This window comes from Streptomyces sp. MGP-BFMKR1 (assembly GCF_057766585.1).
Window position 1 is genome coordinate 652,917 of sequence record NZ_CM173408.1, and the last position, 24,796, is coordinate 677,712.

Here is a 24,796-nt window from a genome sequence, read left to right on the forward strand (position 1 = left end):
GGTGCCGCGCGGTCGCACCCCCACTAGTCGTCGCGCGGGGGCGCGCCGTGGTGCAGGGCGGCTGCCTGGCGGTAGACGGCGACCGCCTCCTCGTGGCGGCCGAGCCGCTCCAGGCACTGGGCCTCGTCGTTGCGGCTGGCCAGGGTGTCCGGGTGGTCGGGGCCGAGGACGCGGGCGCGGGCCGAGGCGACCTCGTGGTAGGCCGTCAGCGCGTCCGGCCAGCGGTCGAGCCAGCCCAGGCAGACGGCCACCTCGCGGCGGCTGACCAGGGTGTCGGGGTGGTCGCGGCCGAGCACGCGCTCGCGGATGGCGCACACGTCCCGCGCCTCGTCCAGCGCCTCCTCCCAGCGCCCGAGGCGGCCGAGGTTGACGCCGAGGCCGTGTCGGGCGCGCAGGGTCTCCGGGTCGTCGGCGCCGTGCACCCGCGCCCGGTCGGCGGTCAGGCCCTGGTAGAGCGTGAGGGCCTCTTCGCTGCGGCCCAGTCGGCCGAGGCTGATGCCCACCTCGTAGCGGGCCGCGAGGGTGTCCGGGTGGTCGGCGCCGAGCGCCTCCTCGCGGGCGGCGGCCACCTCCCGGTAGGCGCGCAGGGCCTCCTCGGAGCGGCCGAGTTGGCCGAGCGCGTAGGCCACCTCGTACCGGGTGACGAGGGTGTCCGGGTGCAGGGCGCCCAGCACCCTGGTCCGGGCGTCGGCCACCTCCCGCGCCATGCGGTACGACTCGTCCAGGCGGCCGAGGCGGCTGAGGTTGAAGGCCAGGTTGTGCCGACAGCGCAGGGTGTCGGGGTGGTCGGGGCCCATGACGCGCTCGCGGGCGGCGAGTACGACGCCGTACACCTCGTGCGCCTCCTGGTGGCGGCCGAGTTGGCTGAGCACGTACGCGCTCTCCTGGCGGGCCGCGAGGGTCTCGGGGTGGTCCGGGCCGAGGACGCGCTCGCGGCCCTCGGCCACCCGCCCGTACTCGCGCAGCGCCTCGGCCGGCTGGCCGAGCCGGCTGAGCGTGAAGGCGACCTCGTAGCGGCTGGCCAGGGTGTCGGGGTGGTCGGGGCCGAGCGCCTGTTCCCGCTCGGCGGCCACCGCGCGGTGCACCTCGGCCGCGTCCTCCCAGCGGCCGAGGCGGGCGAAGCTGAGCCCGGCGTGGTGGCGGATGGCGAGTCGGTCGAGCACGCCCGGGGGCGGGGTGGGGCGCTGGGGTTCGGGGACGGGCGGGGCCTCGGGCAGGTTGGCGTGGGGGCCCGTCCACGCGCCGGTGAGGCCCGCGGTGCGGTCCAGCGGCTGTTCGACGACCGTGCCGCTGCCCATGGCCTTGGTGCCGGTGGTGATGTGCCGGGCCCACCGGGGCAGGTCGGGGTCGACGGCCGGGGCGCTGGCGGCCGGGGCGGTGGCCGGGCCGGGGGCGACGCGGGCGGCGGGGGCGCCGGCGGGCACCTGGCCGGCCGCCGCCATCCTGGCGCGGCTGGCGGCGATGCGGGTGGCGAGCGTGGCCGCGTCGCCCGGGCGCCGCTCCGGGGCCTTGGCCAGCAGGTCCAGGACGACGTCCGCGAACGGCGTGGGCAGCTCGGGGCGGAGGACGCGCGGCGGCTGCGGCGGGGTGTCGCGGTGGCCGACGAGCACGGCCCAGGCGTCGTCGTGGTCGAACGGCGGGGCACCGGTGGCCAGTTCGTAGAGCACGCAGCCGAGCGAGTACAGGTCGCTGCGGTGGTCCACCAGGCCGCCGGCGATCTGCTCGGGCGACATGTAGTGCGGGGTGCCCATGGCGATGCCGGTGCCGGTCAGCCGGGAGGTGAAGCCGATGTCGTGGCCGAGGCGCGCGATGCCGAAGTCGCAGATCTTCACCGTGCCGTCGGTCAGCCGCATGATGTTGGCGGGTTTCAGGTCGCGGTGCACGATGCCCTGCTGGTGGGTGTAGGCCAGGGCGTGGCTGACCTGCTCGGCGATGTCCACCGTGTCGGCCACGGGCAGCGGGTGCGGCTGGCTGTCGTCGAGGAGCTGGCTGAGGTTGCGCCCTTCGAGCAGCTCCATCACGAGGTAGAGAATGCCCTCGTGCTCGCCGAAGTCGTGCACCACGGTCACCCCGCGGTGCTGGAGCGAGGCGGCCACCCGCGCCTCGCGGCGGAAGCGTTCGCGCAGCACGCTCAGGTAGGACGCGTCGTGCTGGGGGCCTATCGGCTTGAGGCACTTGACGGCGACGAGGCGGCCGAGCGAGGTGTCACGGGCCCGCCACACTTCGCCCATGCCGCCCCGCCCGATGATGTCGAGAAGCTGGTACCGGCCCTGGATCAGCCTGGTCTCCGCCATCGAATCCGCCATCGGCTGCCGTCGCCCCCGTCGTGTGTTGCCGTGCCTCCCCTGTCCGTCCAGTATGGCCGCCGGGCCGAGCGGCACGCAGGCGAGTAAGGGGCGGTTGCGCCGCCGCGGGCCGCGACGGCGCTCCCGGCGGGACCGGCTGGGCGCGATTGCCGGCCTGTGGAGCCGGGTACACGGTCCGCGCGTCGCCGGGTGCCGTGCGGGTCAGGGCCGTGGCCGGCGGCGCGTATGGTCGGCCATGAGGCCGTGTCGTACGGCCAACGAACGGATGGAGGAGCCATGTCGGGCTTGCTGAGTCGCATCAAGGCGTTCGCGAGCAGCCCCCAGGGGCGCAAGCTGGTGGCGGGGGGCAAGCGCGCGGCGTCCGATCCCCGCAAGCGGGCCCAGGCCCAGCAGCTTCTGCGCCGGCTGCGGGGCCGGCGCTAGGGGCGGCGCGCGCCGGTGGCGCGGCGGCCGGGTCGGTGCGCACGCGCACGCCGGTGGGTGCTCGGGGGCGCGGGGGCGGCAGCGGGTGGCAGGTCGCGCCGGCGCCCGGCGTGGCGCGCCCCTCGGCGCGCCCGCCGGGCGCGCGGACCAGCGGGGCGCCGGTCGCCGGGCCAGGGCCCGCCCGGTCGCCGTCACGCGCCGGCGCCACCGGTCCCGCCTGCTCCCGGGGCGTACGCCGAGTGCGGTAGCGCGTTGGGCCATCGTGGGTCGCCCGCCTCAAGGCGGGGGGAGGCGCTACCGACAACCCTGGCATGACATACGCGACAACGCGCCGGTCCGTGATGGCCGGCGCCGCCCTGACCAGCGCCGCTCTGTTCGCGGCGGCGTCGCCGCGAGCGGCCGGTGCCACGGGCCGGGTGATCGAGGAGCGGCGCCTCGACGAGCGGCTGGTCGAACTCACCCTGCGCTGTCCCGCCCTGGGCCGCACGATTCCGGTGGGCCTGCTCACCCCGCGTGGCTGGGACCGCCGCCGCCCAGGCGACCGCTGGCCGACGCTCTACCTGCTGGCCGGCGGGGACGGCGACCACACCATGTGGACCGGCATGTTCCGCGTGCAGGACCTGGCCGAGTTGCGGGACGTGTTGGTGGTCATGCCCGCCATGCCCGTGTTCGGCTTCTGGACCGACTGGTGGCACCACGGCGCCGGCGGCCCGCCCCGTACCCGCACCTACTTCCTGCGCGAGGTCGTGCCGCTCGTGGAGCGCCGCTACGGCGCCGGGCCGCGCCGGGCGGCGGCCGGCGAGTCGCAGGGGGCTTCGGGGCCCTGGGGTTCGCCGCCCGGGTCCCCGGCCTCTTTCGCGCCGTGGCCGCCTTCGGCTCCCCCGTGCACCCGATCCAGCACCCGGAGATGTGGCTCTCGGGTGCGGCCTTCCTCGGCGTCGAGGACCCGTACGCGATCTTCGGCGACCCCTGGCACCAGTGGCGGGTCTGGCTGGACTGGGACCCGTACTACCGGGCCGACGGCCTACGGGACACGCCGCTCTACCTCAGCTCCGGCGACGGCCGGCCGGGCCCGCTGGATGACGAGGAGCCCGAGGTGCGCATCCCGGGCACGGAGAAGTGGGAGGCGTTGATGCCCGACGACGTGGTCTCGGTGACGGAGTGGGTCTGCGGAGAGGAGACCCGCGAGCTCAGTCGCCGGCTGGGAGAGTTGGGCGCACCGGTCACCACGCACATCTACCCCGGCACGCACACCGGCACCTACGGCCACCGCGAGTTGCGGCACGCGTTGCCCCTGTTGCTCGCGGGGCTGCACGGCTGAGGCACGCGGCACGGGCTGCCGCGCCCGCGGCGGGCACGGCAGCGCTACGTCCATGTCACACACCCGCATCAGTGTGGTCCGACGCGCCCGAAAAAGGCTGCAGGACAAAGGTTCGATGCCCAAGACTCGGTGGGCCGGTCAAGCGCGGACCGTCGCCCCTCGCGGGAGGGGCAGCGCCCGTCGAGCCGAGGCGAAGCACCGGGGCGTCGGCGCGGAAGGGCACATCGGCGCGGGCCGATCACGGGCTCGGGCGGCGGACGCGCGCACGTCATCAACGGAGGACGCGTGACGTACAGCTTCCAGCACGGGGACGATCTGCCGCGGGAAGAGCGGTTCGACTGGTGGTGCGAGGTGAGCAATCGCACCGTGTCACCGGCTCGTGTCAGCAGTGAGCACGTGGACGACTTCTCCGCCCACCTCGAAACGCTCGCCCTGGGCGGCGCGCGCCTCACGTCCCTGGTCTTCTCGCCGGTCAGGGCGCAGCGCACCGCCGCGCTCATCAACAGCAGCGATCCCGAGGAGTACGAACTCGTGCTCGCGGTCCAGCACGAGCAGCGCATCGCGCAGGAGCGCCGCGACATCCTGCTGGCCGCCGGCGAGTTCGCCCTGCGTAGCACGTCGCGCCCGTACGACTGTCGTACGCCCGACCGCGGCGGGCCGGGGCGGGAGGACTCCCGCGTGCTGACCCTGCAACTGCCGCGCGGCGTACTGCCGTTGGCCAGTGACCGGGTGGACCGCTTACTGGTGCGCAACATGTCGGCGACGCACGGCACGGGGGCGGTGCTCGCCGACTTCCTGCGCAGCGTGTTGCGCCAGGGGCCGGCGTTGACGCCCGTGGCCGCGCAGCGGATCGGCGCGACGGCGGTGGAACTGGCCGCCTCCGTCTTCGCGCACCACCTCGACGCCGACGCCCAGCTTCCGCCGGAGGCGCGCCACCGGATGCTGGTGGCGCGCATCGAGCGCTTCATCGAGGAGAACCTCCCGCATCCGCACCTGACCCCGGCGGCCATCGCCGCGCACCACCACATCTCGCTGCGGTTCCTGCACGCCCTCTTCCGCGTACAACAGCGCACCGTGGCCGCGACCATTCGGCACCGCCGGCTGGAGCGCTGCCGTGCCGACCTGGCCGACGCGCGGTGGCGCGCGGTGCCCATCCAGGCCATCGCCGCGCGCTGGGGGTACACCGACGCGGCGGGCTTCAGCCGTGCCTTCCGCGCCGCGTACGGGATGGCGCCCAGCGACTTCCGGCACCGCGCCGACCGGGACGGGCAGCGCCTGTCGCGCGGGCCGAGTTGGGGCCCGGGCGGGTCGGGCGCGGCCTACCGGCGGCACGAGTCGGGGCGGGGACCGCGCCCCCGGCGCGCGGACGACGGGTCGGCGGGTGGCACCGGCCCGCGGCGCTTCCCCCGCGGATCGTGACCGCGTCCGGCACCGCGCGGGACCCGACCTGGCCACGGCGCGGGCTGGCCGGGTACCCATGTGGGCGCGCGGCGCGCCGGGCCCGGCGGCCCGGATCTCCTCACCCGATCGGCCGGTTCCGCGGGGGCGTCGGCGGCGGGTTGGCCGCGCGGGGGAATAGCCGCCCCCCGCGCGTGGCTTGATCTCGGACATGACCGCTACCTCGTACGATCCGCGCACGCTGCTCGCCGAAAGCCGGCTCGGTGTCCTCGCGACCATCAAGTCGGACGGCCGCCCGCAGCTCTCGCCCGTGATGCCCTTCTACGACCGGGAGGCCGAGGTCCTCTACGTGTCGATGACCGAGGGCCGGGCCAAGACGGCCAATCTGCGGCGTGACCCGCGCGCGGCCCTGGAGGTCACCGGCCCCGACGGGTTCGCGTGGGCCACCGCCGAGGGGACCGTGACGCTGACCGGGCCGGGCAGCGACCCGCACGGCGTCGAGGTCGAGGCGCTGGTGGACTACTACCGCCGGGCGGCCGGGGAGCACCCGAACTGGGAGGAGTACCGGTCCGTGATGGTCTCCGACCGCAGGGTGCTGATGACGATGGCGGTCGAGCGCGTGTACGGCGAGAAGATCCGCTGACGGCCCGTCGCGGCCGGCCCGCCCTCCGGGGCCCGGGCCGGCCACGGCACCGGGAGGCTCACTCCTGCCTGGCGCCGCTGTCGCCGCCGTCGCCGATGTCGTCCCAGTGCTGGAGTGGCCGCGGCGGTTCGAGCACGGCGTCGGCGTAGTCGCCGTCAGCGACCTCGATCCTCATGGCGCGACGCGCGGAGAAGGCCCAGAACTGGTTCGGCTCGTTCGGTACGGGCAACACGGCGCGGATCTCCCGCTTGAAGTCCGGGAAGTCGTCGAAGGTGTCGGACCAGGCGCTGAGCTTCGACGGCCCCTGGGCCACCACGCCCCCGGGCTCCGTACCGTCGTGCAGGCGGACGCGTACGTACTCGCTCCCCGCGAACACCCAGACCTCGTTCGGCACGTCCGGGGTCGGCATGATGGCGTCGATGCCGTCCAGGAAGCCCGGCCGGCCGGCGAAGGCTTCGGCCCAGTCGTCGAGCGGGCGCGGCCCGGCGAGCAGCGTGTCCGCGTGGGGATGGCTCGCGCCGACCCTGATGCGCATGTACTGGTCGCCGGAGAAGACCCAGTACTGGTCCCGCTGGCCGGGGACGCGCAGCGTCGCGTCGATCCTCTCCGTGAAGCCGGGGGCTCGCTGGAAGGTGTTGCTCCACCCGCTCAGCGAGGTCGCGGAGGTGGTGTGCCTCTTACGGAACGGAGCACCGGAGTTCGCGACGTCGACCCGGGTGTACTGGTTGGCGGAGAACAGCCAGTAGGTGCCCGGGGCGGCGTGACCCAACTCGCCGGGGACGGGCATGACGGCGTCGACCGGCGTCAGTCGCCCGTTCGCGGCCGGGGGCGCGGCGGACCGCGCCGCCCCACCGGAGGGCGTCGTCGCGCCGGCGGCGGCCGACGAACCGTCCGGCGAGCGGCTCACCAGGACCCCGGCGACGACCGCGCCCGCCACGAGCGCGCCGATCACGGGGATGGCCCAGCGCGGCAGCCGGCGGCGGGCGGGTGCGGGCGTGGGCTGCAAGCTGGGGAACACGGCGTCGCGTACGGTGGCGGGCCGCTGCGGCGCGTCCCCCGCCACGGCGCGCAGGTGGGCCAGGATCGTCGGCGTGAGGGGGCGTGCGGCGGGGTCCTTGCGCAGCAGGGCCTCGATGAGGGGACGCAGCGGGCCGACGCTCTGCGGGATCTCCGGTTGGCCGTGGGCCACCGCGTGCAGTATGGCAGCGGCCTCCGAGCGCTCGAAGGGCGAGCGGCCGGAGACCAGCGCGCACAGCGTGCAGCCCAGCGAGAACAGGTCGCTGGGCGGCCCCACCGGCTGGTCGATCAGGCGCTCCGGGGCGAGGAACGGGAGGGAGCCGACCACCTCGCCGGGCCCGGTGAGCGAGTCCGTGTCGCTGTCGGTGAGCACCGCGATGCCGAAGTCGCAGAGGACGACGTTGCCGTCGGGGCGCAGCAGCACGTTGGCCGGTTTGACGTCCCGGTGCAGCGCGCCGACGGCGTGCACCGCGTCCAGCGCCGCGACGAGTTGGAGGCCGACCGCGGCGGTCTGAGCGGGCGTCAGCGGGCCGTTGGAGGCGAGGTACTCCGCCAGGGACGGGCCCTTGACCAGTTCCATCACGATCCACAGTCGCCCGTCGTGCTGCACCAGGTCGTAGACGTCCACCACATGCGGGTGCGAGATCCGGGCCACGGCACGGGCCTCGCGCATCGCGCGCCGCATCCGGTGGCTGAGCTCGGCTCCCGTGGTGTGCAGGGGGATCTCTTTGATCGCCACGGTGCGGCCCAGCAGTTGGTCCGTGGCACGCCACACCGTTCCCATGCCGCCGCTGCCGATGCGGGCGACGATTACGTATCGGTCAGCGATGGCGCGCTGTTCCCCATTACCAGTCACTCCGGCACCGTACTCACGCCAGGCGACGCGGTGTGCGCAATGGCCACTCTTCGTATGGGCCCACGAGCCCCTTCGGTCTGGTGCCCGGCTACGAGTTCACCGGCGTGGTGGCCGGGATCGGCCCCGAGGTGACCGCCTTCTCGGTCGGCGACCGCGTCGCGGTGGGCGACATCGTCGACTCCTGCGGCGGTCGGGGAGGCCCTGCGAGAGGCCCGGCGGGCCCGGCGAGTGAGGGCCCGCCGGGGAGGGGCGGCGTTTACCGGTTCAGCGGCGGACCGGGGCGGGCCGGGGCCGAGATGCCGGTCCCGCCGGGGAGGTCGGCGCCGAACTGTGCGACGGCCGCGTCCAGGTCGAGCGGCGCGAAAGCCTCGCGGGTCACCTCGTCGACCCTGTCGGCGGGCACCAGCCAGCACACCTCGAACTGCAGGCCGTCCGGGTCGTTGGCGTACAGCGACTTGGTGGTGCCGTGGTCTATCTCGTGGGCCAACTCACCTGCCCGCAGCAGTCTGCCGCGGATCTGCCGGAGTTCGGCCAGGGTGTCCACCTCCCACGCCAGGTGCGCGAGCCCGGGACGTCGCCCCGGGCCCTGCGGGGAAGCCGGGTCCTCGATCTGCATGAGGGCCAGGTCGTGGTCGTTGGTCGACCCCTCGGCCTGCAGGAACGCGGCCTCGGGCACCCTGTCGCCGTCGGCGTGGAGGCGGTGGTTGACGCGGAAGTTCAACAGGTCGGCGTAGAAGGCGACGCTGCGTTCGAGGTCGCGGACGTAGAGCACGGCGTGGTTGAGGCGCTGGACAGGCATGTCACTCCTCGCTTGGTTACGTTTAGTGCGTAACCCCACCGTAGGGAAGTAACGGGAGCCTCACAAAAGGCACATTGGTGTGCGTGAGGCACACCGCTGGTCGCATCCCCGACCCTGACCGTGCCGCCGCTCCGCCGCCGCGCGACCGGCGGGCATCGCACGCCTGGGGGCGTCGAACTGCTCGACTGCTACGGCTTGTTCGGCGAGGTGAGGCGAGTCGCGGAACTCCCTCGCGGGGGAACGTGGCGAGGGCACGGACCGGTTGAGGTCCGTGCCCCGTGAGTCACTCAGCTTCCGCGAGCGTCAAGCGTGACGCCTTCAGCGCCGGGCCTCGGAGGGGGCGGTGGCGTCAGGGCGGGAGCGGTTGGCGCGGATCTCGTCGTGATGGTCGGCCGCCCAACGGATCAACTGCCGGACGATGTCGCGCAGTTCGCCGCCGAGCGGAGCGAGCGCGTACTCCACGCGCGGTGGCACCTCGGCGTAGGCGGCACGGCTGACCAATCCGTCCTCCGCGAGTTGGCGCAGGGTACGGGTCAGCATGCGCTGGGAGATGCCCGGGATCTGGCGCTGCAAGTCCGTGTAGCGCATCGGGCCGCTCTCCAGGACGGCGATGACCAACATGCTCCACTTGTCGCCCACCCGGTCCAGCACCTGGCGGACGAAGTCCATGTGCTCGACGGGGATGCTCGCGCACGGCCCGACCGAAGCCGCCATCCCCGTATCCGCGCTGTCCCGCATAGCGCCCCGCCTCTCCCCCACGCACACCGATGTGCCTTTTGTACGGCCTTCCATGCTGGCCCACTATGGCGTGACGAACAATCAGCGGGAAACAGGGGTCAGACCATGGAGGTTGAGACCTGACCCGAGATCTCCGTTCCCTGGTAGGGCAGTTGGGCGGCCGTCGGCGGGATCAGGCCGTGGAGCGACGCGAGCGCAGCGGTCACGTGCAGGCGGCCCACCGTTCACTCCCTGACCAGCGACCTCCCGGAGGACCGCACGCTTCGGGGGCGCCACTCCTTCGCTCGGCGTCTCGCGCCCATCCGGAACGCGACCCACCCGACCGTCCCCGACGCCGACAACCACGCGGCGATCCGCGGCCCGGACGGCTGCGCGACACCCGCCGCCCACGCTCGACCCACCCATCCGATCCACACGCACGCCGGGACACCCGAACTCCCTATGCCCCGGCGGCCATCACACCAAGGAGAGCCCACTGTGCCCACTCTCGCCATCGTCGGCGCCGGTCCCGGCATGGGACTGGCCATCGCCCGCACCTTCGGCAGCCGCGGCTTCGACGTCGCCCTGATCGCGCGCACCAGGGAGAAGCTGGACACGCTGGTCGCCCAGCTCGGGCACGAAGGCATCACGGCCGCCGCGTTCCCCGCCGACATCCTCGACCGCGTCTCACTCGTCGATGCCCTGGAAGCGGCCGAGGCCCGCTTCGGCGGCATCGACGTACTGGAGTACTCGCCGGCCCCACACTCCCCGGTGCCCGGCCTCACCCTGGCCGCTCCGTCGGAGGTCACAGTGGACAATCTGCAGCCGATGATCGAGTACGGCTTCTACGGCGCCGTCGCGGCGGCCCGGGTCGTGTTGCCCGCGATGCGCGCGGCGGGCGCCGGGACCCTGTTGTTCACCACCGGCGGCGGTTCCGTGGACCCGGTGCCGATGTTCGGCAACGCCAACGCGGCCCAGGCGGCTCTGCGTAACTGGGTGGTCAACCTGAACAAGGAGCTGGCCGGCAGCGGTGTGCACGCCGCCCACGTGGCGATCAACGTCTGGATCGGCGGGGGCGGCCCGGATGGCGGCCCGACGGCCACCCCCGAGCAGATCGCCCCCCTGTACTGGGACCTGCACGAACACCGCGACCGCTCCGAGGCCGTCGTCAACGCCTGACGGGCCCCGCCGGGCCTGAACCGAGAGCAGTGGACAAGTAGTTGACGTGCCATATAGAAAGATGACGCGTCAACCAAATGGTTCGTGCGCGACCGCACTCCTTAAGGAGATCTCGATGAGCACGTCGCCGAAGGCCGGCCTCGAAGCCCTGTTGACCCCCGAGGAGAGCGTCCTGGTGCTGATCGATCACCAGCCGTACCAGTTCGCGAACCTTCACAGCCACGAGCCGATGATGGTCACCAACAACGTCGTGGGCCTGGCCAAGGCCGCCAAGGGCTACGGCGTCCCGACGATCCTGACCACGGTCGTGGAGGAACGCGGGGGACTGCTGATCCAGCCGCTGCAGGACGTCTTCCCGGACCAGAAGCCGATCAACAGGACCCTTATCAACACCTGGGAGGACCAGGTCGTGGTGGACGCCGTGAAGGCCACCGGCCGCAGGAAGCTGATCATCGCCGGTCTGTGGACGGAGATCTGCGTGGCCATGCCCGCCATCCAGGCGGCGGGGGAAGGCTTCGACGTGTACGCCGTCACCGACGCGTCCGGGGGCGTGTCGGCCGAGGCTCACGACATGGCGGTACGGCGCATGACCCAGGCCGGGGTCGTGCCGATCACCTGGCTGGCCGTGATGTCCGAGTGGCAGCGCGACTGGGCCCGGACGGACCGCGTGACGCCCGAGGACCAGATGGCCGTCCTGGAGCACACGGGCGCCACCGGGATCGCGACGGTCTGGGAGCAGCAGCTTCTGAACACCCCGGTCGCCGAGACGGCCACCGCCTGACGGCGCGGGAGCCGGGGGCGGCCTCGGCACGGAGTGCCCGCCCCCGGCTCCCACCCGTCACGCGGCCGTCCAAGCCGCCCAGCCGTCAACCCGTCGGGGGGCGGGGACGCCTCGGTCGCGACGTCACGGCGGCTCGTACGCCCAGCCGGTCCGGTGACGCGTCAACCAGTTCACTACACTCGCCCTCGTGACTGACGGGGTGAACTGGCTGACGGCGGAGGAGCAGCACGCGTGGCGGAGCTTCGTCCGGTTGCATGAGCGACTCATCGGCCGCCTGGCACATCTGCTCCAGACGGAGTCGCGTCTCTCGGCGACGGATTACGCGGTGCTGGTCAACCTGACGGACGTGCCAGACGGCCGCCGGCAGTACCAGGACCTCGCGCGGGCGCTGGAGTGGGAGAAGAGCCGGATGTCCCACCACATCACGCGCATGATCGGGCGCGGTCTGGTCACGCGCGAGGAGTCCCCGCAGGACGGCCGGGCCGCCTACGCGGTGATCACGGAGGCGGGGCGCGAGGCCATCGCGGCGGCGGCCCCACTGCACGTACAGGCCGTCCGCTCCCTCTTCCTGGACCACCTCACTCCGGCGGAACTCCGTACCCTGGCCGAGATCTCCGTCCGCGTGGTGGAGAAGCTGGACGAGAACGACACCTGAGCGGAGCGCGCCAGTCCCCCGGCGGCCGAATGGCTGCGGCGCCGGGGGCGCGACTTCGTGGTCGCGCCCGGTGGCCTGGCCGCGCCGTCGGCAGGGGGTGGAGCGTGACCATCGTCCGGGTGGCCGCGCCGCCCGCCTTTTCCCTCCCGTGTTGCCGATGCGTGCGCCTCACCGGCGCCTGGTTTTCTCTAGCACACCAGCACTCGCCGCGTACGACTGTGGCATTCGTACAGCACGTCATAGCGGTTCAGGCCCGGGTGTCATCCACATATTCTTCATCTGTGCTCGAAATTGGACGATAATGCCATTCGCGTACGCACTTCGGGGCTCGGCGTACGTGACGCTGGAAACCGCCCCTTCACGGCAGCACATGGTCAGGATTTCCGTGCGGGAGTATGTCCGTGCTGGGGGCATGGAATTCTCCCCCGGAGCCGTGCACCAGACGGCCAACGGATATCCCTCCTCGGCTCACATCGGCTTCCGGTGTGCCCACGCGGAAGCCTGGACCCGCGAGGTCGTACCGGTCAGGGTCCGGAACCGACCACGAGTCGACCGTCCGGCAGACATCGTCCCGGCCGAGGCAGTCCATCGTCCTGGCCGAGGCCGGAATCCGAGGGCCCGGTCGTCTTCAAGGAGGAGGGTGGCACCTCCAGCCGCCTCCATACCCCAGCGCCCGAGGTTCCGCGGACTCCGCGGGCTCTGGTCACGGCACCGTGCTGAGCCCGGATGAAGGGCGCTTTCTGGCCGCCTGGTCGCGGCGGCCCCGGGACAGCCCGAGCGTGGGTGTGAGAGGCGGCTCCTGGTCGGCTCCACGCGACGCGGGCCGGCCCAACGCACCCGCTCGGGCGGCTGCGGCGGGCGGCGTCGATCTCCCCTCGCCCTGGAGTGATCCGACTGCCGGCCGGGGGATGTTCTCCGCCACGAGGGGCTCTTCTTCGGCCGTCCTGCCGGAGCGTATCTGGCCGGTTCTCGAAGGCGTGTACGCGGGCGCCGCCGGCGCACTTTGCCTAGTCGTCACCGGTTCAAGCAAAGCGCGCCGTCGACGGCGCGAGCTTCGGGGCGACGGTTATCGATCTCCGGCCGAGGCGCGTTTCTTGCGGCTGCGGGCGGTTGGCCGATACGTGCGGTAGGGATTTGGGCAGCGTGGGGGACAGTGATACGACAGAAAAGGAAATGCCGGTGTCACTAAAAGACGAACGCGCGCCGGTGCGGAATTCCGCGAGGCGCCCGTACTGACACCGAGCTACGGCGAAGTGCGTGTCGCGGGCCGCCGCGAAATGGCGCGCCAGCGATTCCTGGTGTAGGCGTGAATACGGAGCACGATCTTCCGGAGAGTCCGGTGAGCGAACGGCTGGCAGCGCCTCGTCACCGCTTCTCCGAATGAAAGGTGAAGACGGCACGAAAGACCGGCCTTCCTCCTCTCCCTTGATGACGGTTCTTCCGCTCGCTCCGCGTGTGACGTGAGGTCCGAGCGTTCGGCGGAAGCGGCGCGTTCAGCGGGTTCAGCGGATCTCCCGCCGCGCCCGGGGCCGGCCCGAGCACTGCGGTGTGGCGGCGTTCCGGCGCGGCACGACATCGATGCGGCGGCGCGCTCACACATCGACGGATCGACACGTCAACACGCCCGCGACGGCGACACATCGCGTCGTCGACGCATCGACAGGCCATGACGATGAGGTGATCAGTATGGAGTCGGGACCGGTCTGCACCTGTTGGCCCGGCGCGACAGTGTGGATCACGGGGCTGCCCAGCGCGGGCAAGACGACCATCGCCACCACGCTCGCGACGCGCCTGAGAGGGCGCGGGCGTCGGGTGGAGGTGCTGGACGGCGACCAGGTCCGTGCCTGCCTGTGCTCAGGGTCGGGCTTCTCTCGCGAGGACCGGCACACCCATGTGCGGCGCGTCGGGATGATGGCCGAGGTCCTCGCCCGCAACGACGTCCTGGTCCTGGTACCGGTCATCGCTCCGTACGCCGACAGCCGGGCCGCTGTGCGGGCACGGCACCACCGCAGCGGGACGCGGTTCCTGGAGGTGCACGTGGCCTCCCCCGTCGAGGTGTGCTCGCGGCGCGATGTGAAGGGCCTGTACGCGCGGCGGTCGGCCGGCGAGCTCTCCGCGTTGACCGGCGTGGACGACCCGTACGAGGCGCCCGAGGACCCGGACCTGGTGATCGAGACGCACCAACAGGACGTCGGCGCGTCCGTCGCGGCGTTGCGCGCGCTGCTCACGACGAAGGGGTTGGCATGACCATCGCGGTGACCGGCACGCACGCCGGCGGCGACGGGCGTCTGGACGGGAGTCCGTACGCGCTCTCCCACCTGGACGTGCTGGAGTCGGAGACGGCACACATCTTCCGGGAGGTGGCGGGCGAGTTCGAGCGACCGGTGCTGCTGTTCTCCGGCGGCAAGGACTCGGTGGTGATGCTCCAGGTGGCGCTGCGGGCCTTCGCGCCGCAGCCACCGCCGTTCGCCCTGCTGCACGTGGACACCGGACACAACTTCCCCGAGGTGATCGAGTACCGGGACCGGGTCGCGGAGCGGCACGGGCTGCGGCTGCACGTGGCCTCCGTACAGGAGTTCATCGACCGTGGAGAGCTGCGCGAGCGGCCGGACGGGACCCGTAACCCGCTCCAGACGGTGCCGCTGCTACGTGCCATCGAGGAGAACCGCTTCGACGCGGTCTTCGGTGGTGGGCGGCGGGACGAGGAGAAGGCGCGGGCCAAGGAGCGGGTGTTCTCGCTGCGCGACGAGTTCGGCGGCTGGGACCCGCGCCGGCAGCGACCCGAGCTGTGGCAGATGTACAACGGGCGGCACACGCCGGGTCAGCACGTCCGCGTCTTCCCGTTGTCGAACTGGACCGAGCTGGACGTGTGGCAGTACATCGCACGGCGGCGCATCGAGCTGCCGGCCATCTACTACGCGCACGAGCGCGAGGTGTTCGCGCGCGACGGCATGTGGCTCGCGGCGGGCGAGTGGGGCGGACCGCGCGAGGGCGAGCGGGTGGAGCGGCGCCTGATGCGCTACCGCACCGTGGGCGACATGTCGTGCACCGGAGCGGTGGAGTCGGACGCCGACACGGTCGAGAAGGTCATCGCGGAGATCGCGGCCTCGCGGCTGACGGAACGCGGTGCCACCCGGGCCGACGACCGGCTGTCCGAGGCCGCCATGGAAGACCGCAAACGCGAGGGGTACTTCTGACATGGGCACGCGCGATATCGCACTCGGGACCCAGCACGGGGTCGACCGCGAGGGCCGCCGGGATGCGGGCGCGGGGCCCGGCACCGCGACCGTCACCGGAACCGGCCCGCTCGCGGCGGTCACCACGCTGCTGCGCTTCGCCACCGCCGGCAGCGTGGACGACGGCAAGTCCACGCTGGTGGGGCGGTTGCTGTACGACTCCAAGTCGGTGCTGACCGACCAGTTGCGGGCCGTCGAGGCGGCGTCCGGCCAGCGCGGACACGACGGCCCCGACCTGGCGCTGCTGACCGACGGGCTGCGCGCCGAGCGCGAGCAGGGCATCACCATCGACGTCGCCTACCGCTACTTCGCCACACCCCGACGCCGCTTCATCCTCGCCGACACCCCGGGCCACGTGCAGTACACCCGCAACATGGTCACCGGCGCCTCCACCGCCGAACTGGCCGTCGTCCTGGTCGACGCCCGCAACGGCGTCGTCGAGCAGACCCGCCGACACGCCGCCGTCGCCGCCCTGCTGCGCGTGCCCCACATCGTGCTCGCCGTCAACAAGATGGACCTGGTGGACTACGCGGAACCGGTGTTCACCGCCATCGCGAAGGAGTTCACCGACTACGCCGCCTCACTCGGTCTGAGCGAGGTCACCACGATCCCGATCTCGGCGCTGACCGGCGACAACGTGGTGATCGGCTCGTCCCGCACGGACTGGTACACCGGCCCGACGGTGCTGGAGCACCTGGAGGCGGTGCCCGTCACCCACGACCCGGGCCAGGAGGTGGCCCGGCTGCCGGTCCAGTACGTCCTGCGCACCCACGGCTCCGAGCGCGTCGAGCGCCGGTACGCGGGGCAGTTGGTGTCGGGGATGCTACGGGTGGGGCAGCCGGTGACCGTGCTGCCGTCGGGGCGCACCAGCACCATCGAGGCCATCGACAACCTGGGCGATGCGGTGGACGTGGCCTGGGCCCCGCAGTCGGTGTCCCTGCGCCTCGCCGACGACCTCGACGTCGCGCGCGGCGACCTCGTCGTGCCACGGGACGCGGCGGTGGAACCGACCCGGCGGTTGACGGCAACCGTCTGCCATCTGAGCGACGCCCCGCTGCGGCCGGGCGCGCGGGTCTTGCTGCGGCACGCCACGCGCACGGTCGCGGCGGTGGTCGAGGAGATCCCGTCCCGGCTGGTGCTCGCGGACCTGACACAGCACCCGGAGCCGGGGGAACTCATGGCCAACGACATCGGCCGGGTGGTGGTGCGCACCCGGGAGTCGCTGGCCGTCGACCCGTACGCCCGCTGCCGGCGCACCGGTTCCTTCCTGCTCATCGACCCGTCGGACGGGACGACGCTGACGGCGGGCATGGCCGGGCGCGCCTTCGGTGAGGCGGCGGAGGCCGACGCGCAGGGGGCCGGCGGCCAGGGAAGCGAGGCACCGGACTGCTCCCACATGACCTGAGCACCAGTCCGTGCGGCGCCGTGCCGCGCGCGGTAGCGCGGTGCGCCGCGCCCGCCCACGGCACGCCCCGACCACGACGCGAACAGGATGAGGAATGTCCGATCACTTAGTTGTCTTCGACTGCGACGGAGTGCTGGTGGACAGCGAGACGCTGTCCGCCCGGGTCATGCGCGACATGGCCCGCGAACTCGGAGTGACCTTCGCCGGCGATACGGCGCTCGCGATGATCCAGGGGCGCAGGGTCGCCGAATGGGTGGCGGAACTGGGCGAGCTGGCCGGCCGGCCCGTGTCCGACGCCTTCGTACCCGAGTTCCGCAGCCGCTGCGCGGCGGCGTTCGACCGCGAACTCCTCGCCGTCGACGGGGTCGACGAGCTGCTGTCCGGCCTGGATCTGGCGTTCTGTTGCGCCTCCAGCGCCCCGCTGGAGAAGATCCGGCACGTCCTGGGCCGCACCGGTCTGCTGCGCCACCTGCGCGCTGAACACCTCTACAGCGCCTACGAGATAGGGGTGTGGAAGCCGGACCCGGGTCTGTTCCTGCACGCCGCCCGGGCCCACGGCGTCCCGCCGGAGCGGTGCGCGGTGGTGGAGGACAGCACGCCGGGTGTCCGGGCCGGCCTGCGCGCCGGCATGACGGTGTTCGGCTACGCGCCGAACGGCGTCGCGGCGTTCGCCGAGGAGGACGTCACGGTGTTCCACTCCATGCGGGAGCTTCCGGAACTGCTGCGGCGTTGGCACGCGGCGCTCCCCGACGCCGCCACGCCCGCGCGGGAGGTGTGTCGGTGACCACGCTCCAGGGCTACTACGGCACCACACCCGCCGCCCGTGCCCACCACGAGGTCGACGACGCGGACCGCAGCGTCCTGGAGAAGCTCCAGCAGGCGAACGCGTCCACCGAGATCTGGTGGGACTCCCCGCCGCTGGACTTCCCCGCCTGGCGGGACACCGTCCTCGATCGCGCCCCCGACCCGGTGCTCCGGGCCCGGTGGGCCCGGCACTTCGAGCGGTTCATGGCCCTGGACGACCCGGAGCACTCGCTGGTGCGCGGGGTGACGACCAACCCCTCGCTGGTGGCCAAGAGCGTGCTGAACGCGCCGCGGAAGTGGTCGCGCGAGGTCCGGCGGCAGGCGACGCAGCAACGCAAGTTCGACGCCGAGTCGGTGTTCCGGCTGATCTACCGGGGGGTCGTCGCCCAGTCCTCGCACGCGATGCTGCCGCTGTGGCAGCACACCGACGGCCGGTACGGCTGGGTCTCCGCCCAGCTCGACCCGCGCCTGATGTTCGACTGGCGCGGCATGCTCGCCGAGGCCCTGACGCTGACCGAGGTGAACCCCAACGTGATGGTCAAGGTGCCGGGCACGCCCGCCGGTTACGTGGTCATCAGGGAGCTGGTCAGCCGGGGCGTCTCGATCAACAACACGCTCACCTACACCGTGCCGCAGTTTCTCGAGTGCGTGCGGGCGGTGGAGGAGGGGCGCGCGGTGGCGGAGCGCGCCGGGATCGGCACCGACCGCTGGCGCGCCGTGATCACCCACATGATCGGCCGTTTCGGCTCCCAGGGTGACCTGCTCAGGGAGGCCGAGGAGTACGGGGTGGAGCTGGGCCCGCTGGACGTGCGCTGGGCCGAGGTGGCGGTGTTGAAGCGGATCACCCAGTTGCTCGGCGACGAGCACCACCCGGTGAAGATGCTGCTGTCGAGCCTGGAGGTGGAGGACCCCGTGGCGGCCCCCGGCGTGCTGAGCATGCACCTGGAGCAGACCGCCGGCGCGGACATCGTCTACACCTGCAAGCCCGCCTTCGTGGAGGCGGTCACGCGGCGCGAGGGCGAGCTGGCCCGGTTCGACCCGGAGGCCATCCGGCGCCCGGTCCCCGCCGACGTGCTGGGCCGGCTCAACCGACTGCCCTACTTCCGGTGCGCCGTCGAGCCGGGCGGCATGCGGCCGGAGCAGTTCGCCGACCACGGCGCCTTCGCCGCCACCCGTAGCGAGGTGCACCGGAACACCTGCCGCCTCATCGACTTCGTCAGGCACCAGATCGACGAGCTGCCGGCCGGAGTGCGCGGCGGCTGACCGGCCGCCCGCCCGCTCGGCCGCGCACCGAGGCGCGAGCCGTGGCCACGGCGGCGGCAGCAGCGGAAGGAACCCGGCGAAGGAACCCGGCGGAAGGAAGAGGAGGAAGGATGTCACCGAAGGCCGCACAGCGCGAGAAGCCGCTGATCATGGTGGTGGGGTGCGGTGATCTGGGGTCGCGGCTGCTCACCATGCTGCTCCAGACGCCCGAGACCCAGCACGTGGTGATCACCGGCCGCGACGAGGAGAGGCTGACCCGGACGGCGAACCTCGCCCGGTTCACCGCCGCGAACCTGGGGCTCGTCGGGGAGGTGGGCGTCGAGCGGGTCGACCTCGAAGACGTCGACGCGACCGCCGAGACGCTGGCCCGGGTGCGCCCGGACATCGTCGTGATGACGGCGTCGCTCCAGTCCTGGCGGGTCATCACCCAGCTCCCCAGGGAGCACTTCGAGGCCCTGGACGAGGCGCAGTTCGGCCCCTGGCTGCCGATGCACCTCACGCTGAACCACCGGCTCGCGAAGGCCGTCCGAGAGTCCGGCACCACGCCGGTGGTACTCAACGCGGCGTTCCCCGACGCGGTGGGCCCGGTGCTGGACACGGTGGGCCTGGCCCCCACCGCGGGCATCGGCAACGTCGCCAACATCATCCCGGCGCTGACCTTCGGCTTCGCCATCGAGGCCGGGGTCGCGCCGGCCGACGTGCGCGTACGCCTGATCGCCCAGCACTACTTCAGCCACTACGTGCCCCGGTTCGGCGACGAGGGCAACGGGCGCTACCACCTGTCGGCGACCGTGAACGGCGAACCCCTCGACGACATCCCGCACCGCGCGGTCTTCGCCCATCTCAGCGGGCGGCTGCGCAGGCTCGGTGGGGAGGCCGGCCAGTTGCTCACCGCCTCGTCGGCGATGCGGGTGGTGCACGCGCTGGCGGGCGGCGGCGAGCGGACGGCGCACGCTCCCGCGCCGGGCGGGCTGCCTGGCGGCTACCCGGTACGCGTCGACGCCGGTGGCATCGCGCTGGACCTGCCCGCCGACGTGCCGCTCGACCTCGCCGTGGCCATCAACGAGGACTGCCAGCGCGCGGACGGCATCGACCGTATCCACGCCGACGGCACGGTCACCTTCTCCGCGCGCGAGATGTCCGTCATGAAGGACCTGCTGGGCTACGAGTGCCGGACGATGCGCCTGGAGGACAGCGGCGAGTGGGCGGAGGAACTGGGCGCCAAGTACCGCAAGTTCGCCGAGCGCGTCACCGCCTGAGGCACCGCCCGTCCCCGCGCTCCTTACCCGCCCGCACGCCGCCCCCGCGCCGCGCGGCCCGCCGTCCTGCCCGACACGCGCCCGGCGCCGCCCGCGGGCCCCCGGCGCGCGCCCGGTCGTACCCGTGACCACCCGGTCGTCCACGATCCACCCGATGACGAAGGAGAACGCGATGACCACCCAGCCCCTGGGCAGCGAGATCGAGATCGCCTACGAGGACGCGAACAACGAGAACCTCACCCCCGGTGAGGACTTCGCGCGGGCCGTCGCCGCACGCACCGACGAGGACGAGGTCGTCGTCCCGTTCCAGGCGTACCTGCCCGCCTCGTTCCCGCTGCTGAAGACCCGCCCGCGCTACATGGTGCGCCACCTGCTGAAGGTGGGCCGGGTCCGCGACGGGAACGGCGCCTACCTGGAGGAGTTCACCCACACCGACCGGGGCCCCAGCGGCACGGCGTACCAGGCCACGCCGGAGTCCACCTTCAGCTCCGAGCTGCGGACGGCGCGGTTCACCGACGTGGAGATGACGCTGAACGTGCCGGTGGACTTCGTCCGCAGGCCCGGGCTGCTGGCCAGCTTCATCGACTACCGGATGTTCGTGCGCATGTGGACGCAGGAGAACGAGATACTCCTCTACGGCAGCGAGGACGGCCACGTCGAGGGCCTGATGAACATGAAGGGGCTGCGCAGGCAGACCGGCAGCGGGGACATCCACCGCGAACTGTCCCTCGCGGCCTGCGAGGTGGAGGAGACCGGCGGCTCCTGCGACGGCGTCGTCGTCCACCCCGAGCTGTACTGGCTGGCCGCCGAGAGCGGCTTCCTGGACCGGTTCCGCAACGCGGGCGTGACGGTGTCGCGCACCAGGATGATGCCGCGCGGCAAGGCGCTGCTCGCGGACTTCCGGGCCGGGGCGACCCTGCTGAACCCGGGTGTGTCCACGCTGACGCTCAGCAAGGACCCGAAGGCGCCGGACCGCCGCGTCATCACCGCGCGCACCAGGCTGGGGCTCGCGGTGCACGTGCCGCAGCACTTCCTGCTGTACAGCCACGAGGGGTGAGCGGCGCGGTGCCGGAGGAGAAACCGCGTGTCCTGTACATCACGGGCATGATGCGGTGCGGCAGCACCTTCGTCGGCAACGTCCTGAACGAGATGCCCGGCGCGGTACACATCGGCGAGCGGTACTTCCTGTGGAAGAACGCGCTGCTCAGGGACGGCACGAACACCCTGTGCGGCTGCGGGCGCGACCTGCTGGAGTGCGAGGTGTGGTCCGGGCGGCTGCGGGACCCGGGCGGGTGGAAGGCCCGACGGCTGTGGGACCTGCAACAGCGCTTCCTGCGCACCCGGCACACCGCGCCACGGCTGGCGGAGCTACGCGGCCACCGCGACCCACCGCCCGAGGTCGTGGAGCTGAGCGACGCGATAGCCGACACGCTGCGCGGGGTCGCCGAGGCCAGCGGCGCCCCGCTGGTCATCGACAGCTCCAAGAACGCGGCCGACGCCGCCGTGCTCGCCCGGCGCCCTGACCTCGACGTCCGGCTGCTGCACCTGGTGCGCGACCCGCGGGCCACGGTGACGTCCTACCTGGCGCCCAAGGACTACCTGGAGCGGATGAGCGCGGCGCGGACCCTGTCCTACTGGGCCGCGTTCAACGTGGCGTCCGAGGCCGTCGGCGGCACGCTCGGCGACAGGCGCTACCTGCGGCTGCGGTACGAGGACTTCACGCGCGCCCCGCGCGCGGTCATCGACGAGATCGCCCGGTTCGCCGGCACCGAGGACACCTCGGCGATCGACTTCGCGTCCGAGCGGTCCGTCGTGCTCGGCACCAACCACACGGTCACCGGCAATCCCGACCGCCTCCGGCAGGGCACGATCGAGATCAGGACGACCGAGCCATGGCGGGAGACCATGTCGGCGCCGGGCCGGACGGCCGCCTACGCCGGTGTGGCGCCGCTCATGCTCAGGTACGGGTACCACCGGTAGCGACCATCACCGGGGCCCGTGACCAGCGGCGGGCCGGGCCACGCGCCCGGCCCGCCGTCGCATGGCCCCGTACGGCAGGCCGGCCGGCCGCGCGGGGGCCGGCCGCACCGTGGGCGGCAGCCGGCCGGGTGGTCGCGGCGGTCAGCCGCGCCCCCGGTCGGCCGGGCCGCGCGCCCCGCGCGCGCCCCGCGAGCCGTCGGCACCGGCCCGGACGGCCTCGGGGGCGGGCGGCGCGCTGCCCTGGCTCTCCGGGGCGCGGGCGGGTTCGCGCGCCACCCGGTAGGTGGTCCAGGCGAGGGTGAGGACCGCGAGAGAGGCGGTCAGCACCAGCAACGCGCTCACGGACAGCGCGTGTTCGGCGACCGCCAGCAGGTACGGCGCGCCGAAGCCGAGGTAGGCGATGGCCTGGAAGATGGCGGTCAGCCTGCCCAGGTTCTCCGGGCCCGCCATGCGCTGCACCTCCATCAGGCCGTACACCAGGCAGCAGCCGTACCCCGCGCCCAGTACGAGCGCCGCCGCCGCGACCAGCCACCAGCGCGCGTCCGCCGCGGCGATCGCGCCGAGCACCAGTCCGACGACCACGATGCCCAACGCGGTGGCGATCAGGTACGGCTTGTCGGGGCGGCTGACCCGGCGCGCGAGCGGCTGCACGAGGATCCCGGCGACCATGGTCAGAGCGGTGACCACCGCGCTGAACAGCAGCGCGTCATCGCCCAGTTCCTCGCGTACCAGGCCGGGCAGATAGGCGAGCGCGATCGACGACGCGCCGAAGACCCACGGGGCCAGCGGCACCACCACGAGGCGAAAGCGGCGACCGCTCTCCCGGGACAGGCGCGGCCGGGCCCACAGTACGGTGTTCGCCTCGGCCTGCCGGGTCTCCGGGGCGCGCAGCACCAGCGGCAGGGCGACGAGGGCGAGCAGCACGTGCGGGACGTAGGAGGTGACGATCGGATGGGGCGCCCACTGCGCCAGCAGCCCGGCGACGAGCGGGCCCACCGCGAAGCCGGTGGTCATGCCGATCGTCGCGCGCCGGGCCCCGACGTGGGCGTCCTGGCCGGAGCCGTGGACCGTCAGCTCCTTGATCCACGCGGTGCCGGCGCTGAACGCCGCCCCGCTGGCGACGCCGGCGACCAGCCGCCCGACGAACAACCAGGCCAGCCCCGAGTCCGCCAGCATCAGCAGGCCACTGGCCAGCGCCGAGACGCCCAGCGCCGGTGCCAGCATGCGGCGGCGCCCGTACCGGTCGGACAGCGGGCCGCCCAGCAACAGCCCGGGGATCAGCCCGATCGCGTAGAGGGCGTACGTGGCCTGCACCGTCGCCGTGGAAACGCCCAGCTCGGAGCGGTACATCAGCAGCAGCGGCGCGAACTGGTTGGCTCCCCAACCGACAGCGGCGACCCCCAGGGCGATCGCCAGCCAGGCGCGCCCGCCGGCCCCGGGAGGCCGGGCCCGACTGGCCGGTGGTTCACGGTCGACACGCGTTGTCTGATCGGTCATATACCGACAGTGACGGCGCCCACCACTCCTCGCAATGGGCCGGAATGCCAACACGCGTACAATTTGGGCCATGACCTCCGTGGCTCTGGCCGTAGTCGACGGGATGCCCCTGTTCGAGCTGGCCATTCCCTGCACGATCTTCGGCCCCGGCAACCCGGAAGCGGTCGGCGCGGGCTACGAGCTGACCGTCTGCGCCCCGCCAGGGGCCGTGATCGGCGGCTGGCTGCGCGCCGAGACCTCACACCGGCTGGACGACCTGGTGAAGGCCGACACGGTGATCGTGCCCGCCTGCGACGACGCCATGGACCAGCCGCCCGCCGACCTGGTGGAGGCCGTCCGCGCGGCCCACGAACGGGGCGCGCGCATCGCCTCCATCTGCACGGGCGCGTTCGTCCTGGCCGCCGCCGGACTCCTCACCGGTCGCCGCGCCACCACCCACTGGATGTACGCGCCGAGGCTCGCCGAGTGCTACCCGGACGTCGAGGTGGATTCCGATGTGCTCTACATCGACGACGGTGACGTGCTGACGGCAGCGGGGCAGGCCGCGGGGATCGACCTGTGCCTGCACATGGTGCGTACCGACCACGGGGCCGCCACGGCCAACCGGCTCGCGCGACGACTGGTGGTGGCCCCGCACCGGGCCGGCGGCCAGGCACAGTTCGTCGCGACCCCGCTCCCCGGCCCGGACGACGGCGCGCCCAGCACGAACCGGCACGACCTGGCCGGGCTGCTGGAGCGGACGCTGGAGCACCTGGACGAGCCGGTCGCGGTCGCGGTGCTGGCCCGCAGGGCCGGTATGAGCCCGCGCCACTTCACCCGCCGGTTCGCCGCCGTCACCGGCACCAGCCCGCTGCAGTGGCTGCTCACCCAGCGCGTCCGCCGCGCCCAGGAGCTGCTGGAGGTGACGGACGACAGCGTCGACCGGATCGCGGAGCGCGTGGGCATCGGCACCCCGACGACCCTGCGCCGGCACTTCCACCGCATCGTCGGCGTCTCCCCCATCGCCTACCGACGCGCGTTCACCGAGGCCCGCGACCTACGCCCGCCCACCGCCCCACCCACGCCGCCGCCGGGCCGGGCCGCCACGACCGGGGCCACCGCGCCCGGGGCCACCGCGCCCGGGGCGGACACCGCCACCCGTGCCGCACCGCCCCCGGGCGCTCCGGCCGGCCCCGCGCCGGCCCGTACGACCTGACCGGGATCACACCGCCTGGCCCTCGGGGCCCGCCCGCGGCCTGAGACGGCCAGGGCGGCATC

21 protein-coding genes and 2 pseudogenes are annotated in these 24,796 nt (G+C 73.0%); 18 read left to right on the forward strand and 5 right to left on the reverse strand.

What is annotated here, in order from left to right; genetic code table 11:
• Window positions 1–23 precede the first annotated feature (23 nt).
• On the reverse strand, window positions 24–2,294 hold the full coding sequence (locus tag AC3CHW_RS02285) for a serine/threonine-protein kinase (protein ID WP_488469371.1): 2,271 nt from the start codon (window positions 2,292–2,294) through the stop codon (window positions 24–26).
• A gap of 288 nt (window positions 2,295–2,582) precedes the next feature.
• Between AC3CHW_RS02285 and AC3CHW_RS02290 the strand changes: the two genes are divergently transcribed.
• The 5 genes and pseudogenes from AC3CHW_RS02290 to AC3CHW_RS02310 all read left to right on the forward strand — a co-directional run bounded on the left by AC3CHW_RS02290 (window position 2,583) and on the right by AC3CHW_RS02310 (window position 6,091).
• A complete protein-coding gene (locus AC3CHW_RS02290) occupies window positions 2,583–2,729 on the forward strand; it encodes a hypothetical protein (protein WP_176165380.1) in 147 nt (48 codons plus the stop codon).
• Between the two features lie 341 nt (window positions 2,730–3,070).
• Window positions 3,071–3,490: pseudogene (locus AC3CHW_RS02295) on the forward strand (alpha/beta hydrolase); the annotation flags it as partial.
• A 101-nt stretch (window positions 3,491–3,591) separates the two neighbouring features.
• Window positions 3,592–4,050 (forward strand): hypothetical protein, encoded by a 459-nt coding sequence (locus AC3CHW_RS02300; protein WP_488471269.1) that lies wholly within the window; start codon window positions 3,592–3,594, stop codon window positions 4,048–4,050.
• A gap of 285 nt (window positions 4,051–4,335) precedes the next feature.
• Window positions 4,336–5,469: an AraC-like ligand-binding domain-containing protein gene (locus AC3CHW_RS02305; RefSeq protein ID WP_488469372.1), complete on the forward strand. Its 1,134-nt coding sequence runs from the start codon at window positions 4,336–4,338 to the stop codon at window positions 5,467–5,469.
• Between the two features lie 190 nt (window positions 5,470–5,659).
• Window positions 5,660–6,091 (forward strand): PPOX class F420-dependent oxidoreductase, encoded by a 432-nt coding sequence (locus AC3CHW_RS02310; protein ID WP_187089120.1) that lies wholly within the window; start codon window positions 5,660–5,662, stop codon window positions 6,089–6,091.
• A 58-nt stretch (window positions 6,092–6,149) separates the two neighbouring features.
• Here AC3CHW_RS02310 and AC3CHW_RS02315 read toward each other — a convergent pair whose 3' ends face one another.
• On the reverse strand, window positions 6,150–7,964 hold the full coding sequence (locus tag AC3CHW_RS02315; protein ID WP_488469373.1) for a protein kinase domain-containing protein: 1,815 nt from the start codon (window positions 7,962–7,964) through the stop codon (window positions 6,150–6,152).
• A gap of 41 nt (window positions 7,965–8,005) precedes the next feature.
• On the opposite strand from AC3CHW_RS02315, the pseudogene AC3CHW_RS02320 reads away from it, so the two are divergent.
• Window positions 8,006–8,152, forward strand: a pseudogene (locus AC3CHW_RS02320) (alcohol dehydrogenase catalytic domain-containing protein); the annotation flags it as partial.
• A 68-nt stretch (window positions 8,153–8,220) separates the two neighbouring features.
• Here the strand turns inward: AC3CHW_RS02320 and AC3CHW_RS02325 are convergent.
• Window positions 8,221–8,763 (reverse strand): VOC family protein, encoded by a 543-nt coding sequence (locus AC3CHW_RS02325; protein ID WP_398607072.1) that lies wholly within the window; start codon window positions 8,761–8,763, stop codon window positions 8,221–8,223.
• Between the two features lie 318 nt (window positions 8,764–9,081).
• Entirely contained in the window at window positions 9,082–9,477 is a 396-nt protein-coding gene (locus AC3CHW_RS02330; RefSeq protein ID WP_488469374.1) for a winged helix-turn-helix transcriptional regulator, read from the reverse strand.
• A gap of 501 nt (window positions 9,478–9,978) precedes the next feature.
• Between AC3CHW_RS02330 and AC3CHW_RS02335 the strand changes: the two genes are divergently transcribed.
• From AC3CHW_RS02335 to AC3CHW_RS02385, 11 genes are all read left to right on the forward strand, one after another.
• Window positions 9,979–10,659, forward strand: coding sequence for an SDR family NAD(P)-dependent oxidoreductase (locus AC3CHW_RS02335; protein WP_488469375.1), 681 nt, complete (start codon window positions 9,979–9,981; stop codon window positions 10,657–10,659).
• Window positions 10,660–10,774: 115 nt separating this feature from the next.
• Entirely contained in the window at window positions 10,775–11,440 is a 666-nt protein-coding gene (locus tag AC3CHW_RS02340) for a hydrolase (protein ID WP_488469376.1), read from the forward strand.
• A 187-nt stretch (window positions 11,441–11,627) separates the two neighbouring features.
• Complete coding sequence (locus tag AC3CHW_RS02345) at window positions 11,628–12,095, forward strand: MarR family winged helix-turn-helix transcriptional regulator (RefSeq protein ID WP_488469377.1); 468 nt, start codon at window positions 11,628–11,630, stop codon at window positions 12,093–12,095.
• Window positions 12,096–13,781: 1,686 nt separating this feature from the next.
• Window positions 13,782–14,342 (forward strand): adenylyl-sulfate kinase, encoded by a 561-nt coding sequence (gene cysC, locus AC3CHW_RS02350; RefSeq protein ID WP_488469378.1) that lies wholly within the window; start codon window positions 13,782–13,784, stop codon window positions 14,340–14,342.
• Window positions 14,339–15,292 (forward strand): sulfate adenylyltransferase subunit CysD, encoded by a 954-nt coding sequence (gene cysD, locus AC3CHW_RS02355; protein WP_488469379.1) that lies wholly within the window; start codon window positions 14,339–14,341, stop codon window positions 15,290–15,292. Before cysC ends, cysD begins: the two co-directional genes overlap by 4 nt.
• Window position 15,293: 1 nt before the next feature.
• Window positions 15,294–16,736: a sulfate adenylyltransferase subunit 1 gene (locus tag AC3CHW_RS02360; protein ID WP_488469380.1), complete on the forward strand. Its 1,443-nt coding sequence runs from the start codon at window positions 15,294–15,296 to the stop codon at window positions 16,734–16,736.
• A gap of 94 nt (window positions 16,737–16,830) precedes the next feature.
• Entirely contained in the window at window positions 16,831–17,520 is a 690-nt protein-coding gene (locus AC3CHW_RS02365) for an HAD-IA family hydrolase (RefSeq protein WP_488469381.1), read from the forward strand.
• Window positions 17,517–18,803, forward strand: coding sequence for a transaldolase family protein (locus tag AC3CHW_RS02370; protein WP_488469382.1), 1,287 nt, complete (start codon window positions 17,517–17,519; stop codon window positions 18,801–18,803). The genes AC3CHW_RS02365 and AC3CHW_RS02370 overlap by 4 nt, the downstream gene beginning before the upstream one ends.
• Window positions 18,804–18,913: 110 nt before the next feature.
• A complete protein-coding gene (locus AC3CHW_RS02375; RefSeq protein WP_488469383.1) occupies window positions 18,914–20,062 on the forward strand; it encodes an NAD-dependent epimerase/dehydratase family protein in 1,149 nt (382 codons plus the stop codon).
• A gap of 154 nt (window positions 20,063–20,216) precedes the next feature.
• Window positions 20,217–21,119, forward strand: a complete 903-nt coding sequence (locus AC3CHW_RS02380; RefSeq protein ID WP_398607063.1) for a family 3 encapsulin nanocompartment shell protein — start codon at window positions 20,217–20,219, stop codon at window positions 21,117–21,119.
• Between the two features lie 8 nt (window positions 21,120–21,127).
• Window positions 21,128–22,042: a sulfotransferase gene (locus tag AC3CHW_RS02385; protein WP_398607062.1), complete on the forward strand. Its 915-nt coding sequence runs from the start codon at window positions 21,128–21,130 to the stop codon at window positions 22,040–22,042.
• A gap of 141 nt (window positions 22,043–22,183) precedes the next feature.
• Here the strand turns inward: AC3CHW_RS02385 and AC3CHW_RS02390 are convergent, their stop codons facing one another.
• Complete coding sequence (locus AC3CHW_RS02390) at window positions 22,184–23,539, reverse strand: MFS transporter (RefSeq protein WP_488469384.1); 1,356 nt, start codon at window positions 23,537–23,539, stop codon at window positions 22,184–22,186.
• A 70-nt stretch (window positions 23,540–23,609) separates the two neighbouring features.
• Here AC3CHW_RS02390 and AC3CHW_RS02395 point away from each other — a divergent pair, with 70 nt between their 5' ends.
• Window positions 23,610–24,734 (forward strand): GlxA family transcriptional regulator, encoded by a 1,125-nt coding sequence (locus AC3CHW_RS02395; protein WP_488469385.1) that lies wholly within the window; start codon window positions 23,610–23,612, stop codon window positions 24,732–24,734.
• The last annotated feature ends 62 nt before the right edge of the window (window positions 24,735–24,796 follow it).

What these genes read in the sequence shown, in the direction of transcription:
- AC3CHW_RS02285 (WP_488469371.1), bottom strand. Translation starts at nt 2,294, where the DNA reads ATGGCGGAGACCAGGCTGATCCAGGGCCGGTACCAGCTTCTCGACATC.
- AC3CHW_RS02290 (WP_176165380.1), top strand. Translation starts at nt 2,583, where the DNA reads ATGTCGGGCTTGCTGAGTCGCATCAAGGCGTTCGCGAGCAGCCCCCAG.
- AC3CHW_RS02310 (WP_187089120.1), top strand. Translation starts at nt 5,660, where the DNA reads ATGACCGCTACCTCGTACGATCCGCGCACGCTGCTCGCCGAAAGCCGG.
- AC3CHW_RS02325 (WP_398607072.1), bottom strand. Translation starts at nt 8,763, where the DNA reads ATGCCTGTCCAGCGCCTCAACCACGCCGTGCTCTACGTCCGCGACCTC.
- AC3CHW_RS02330 (WP_488469374.1), bottom strand. Translation starts at nt 9,477, where the DNA reads ATGGCGGCTTCGGTCGGGCCGTGCGCGAGCATCCCCGTCGAGCACATG.
- AC3CHW_RS02340 (WP_488469376.1), top strand. Translation starts at nt 10,775, where the DNA reads ATGAGCACGTCGCCGAAGGCCGGCCTCGAAGCCCTGTTGACCCCCGAG.
- cysC (WP_488469378.1), top strand. Translation starts at nt 13,782, where the DNA reads ATGGAGTCGGGACCGGTCTGCACCTGTTGGCCCGGCGCGACAGTGTGG.
- cysD (WP_488469379.1), top strand. Translation starts at nt 14,339, where the DNA reads ATGACCATCGCGGTGACCGGCACGCACGCCGGCGGCGACGGGCGTCTG.
- AC3CHW_RS02360 (WP_488469380.1), top strand. Translation starts at nt 15,294, where the DNA reads ATGGGCACGCGCGATATCGCACTCGGGACCCAGCACGGGGTCGACCGC.
- AC3CHW_RS02365 (WP_488469381.1), top strand. Translation starts at nt 16,831, where the DNA reads ATGTCCGATCACTTAGTTGTCTTCGACTGCGACGGAGTGCTGGTGGAC.
- AC3CHW_RS02375 (WP_488469383.1), top strand. Translation starts at nt 18,914, where the DNA reads ATGTCACCGAAGGCCGCACAGCGCGAGAAGCCGCTGATCATGGTGGTG.
- AC3CHW_RS02380 (WP_398607063.1), top strand. Translation starts at nt 20,217, where the DNA reads ATGACGAAGGAGAACGCGATGACCACCCAGCCCCTGGGCAGCGAGATC.
- AC3CHW_RS02390 (WP_488469384.1), bottom strand. Translation starts at nt 23,539, where the DNA reads ATGACCGATCAGACAACGCGTGTCGACCGTGAACCACCGGCCAGTCGG.
- AC3CHW_RS02395 (WP_488469385.1), top strand. Translation starts at nt 23,610, where the DNA reads ATGACCTCCGTGGCTCTGGCCGTAGTCGACGGGATGCCCCTGTTCGAG.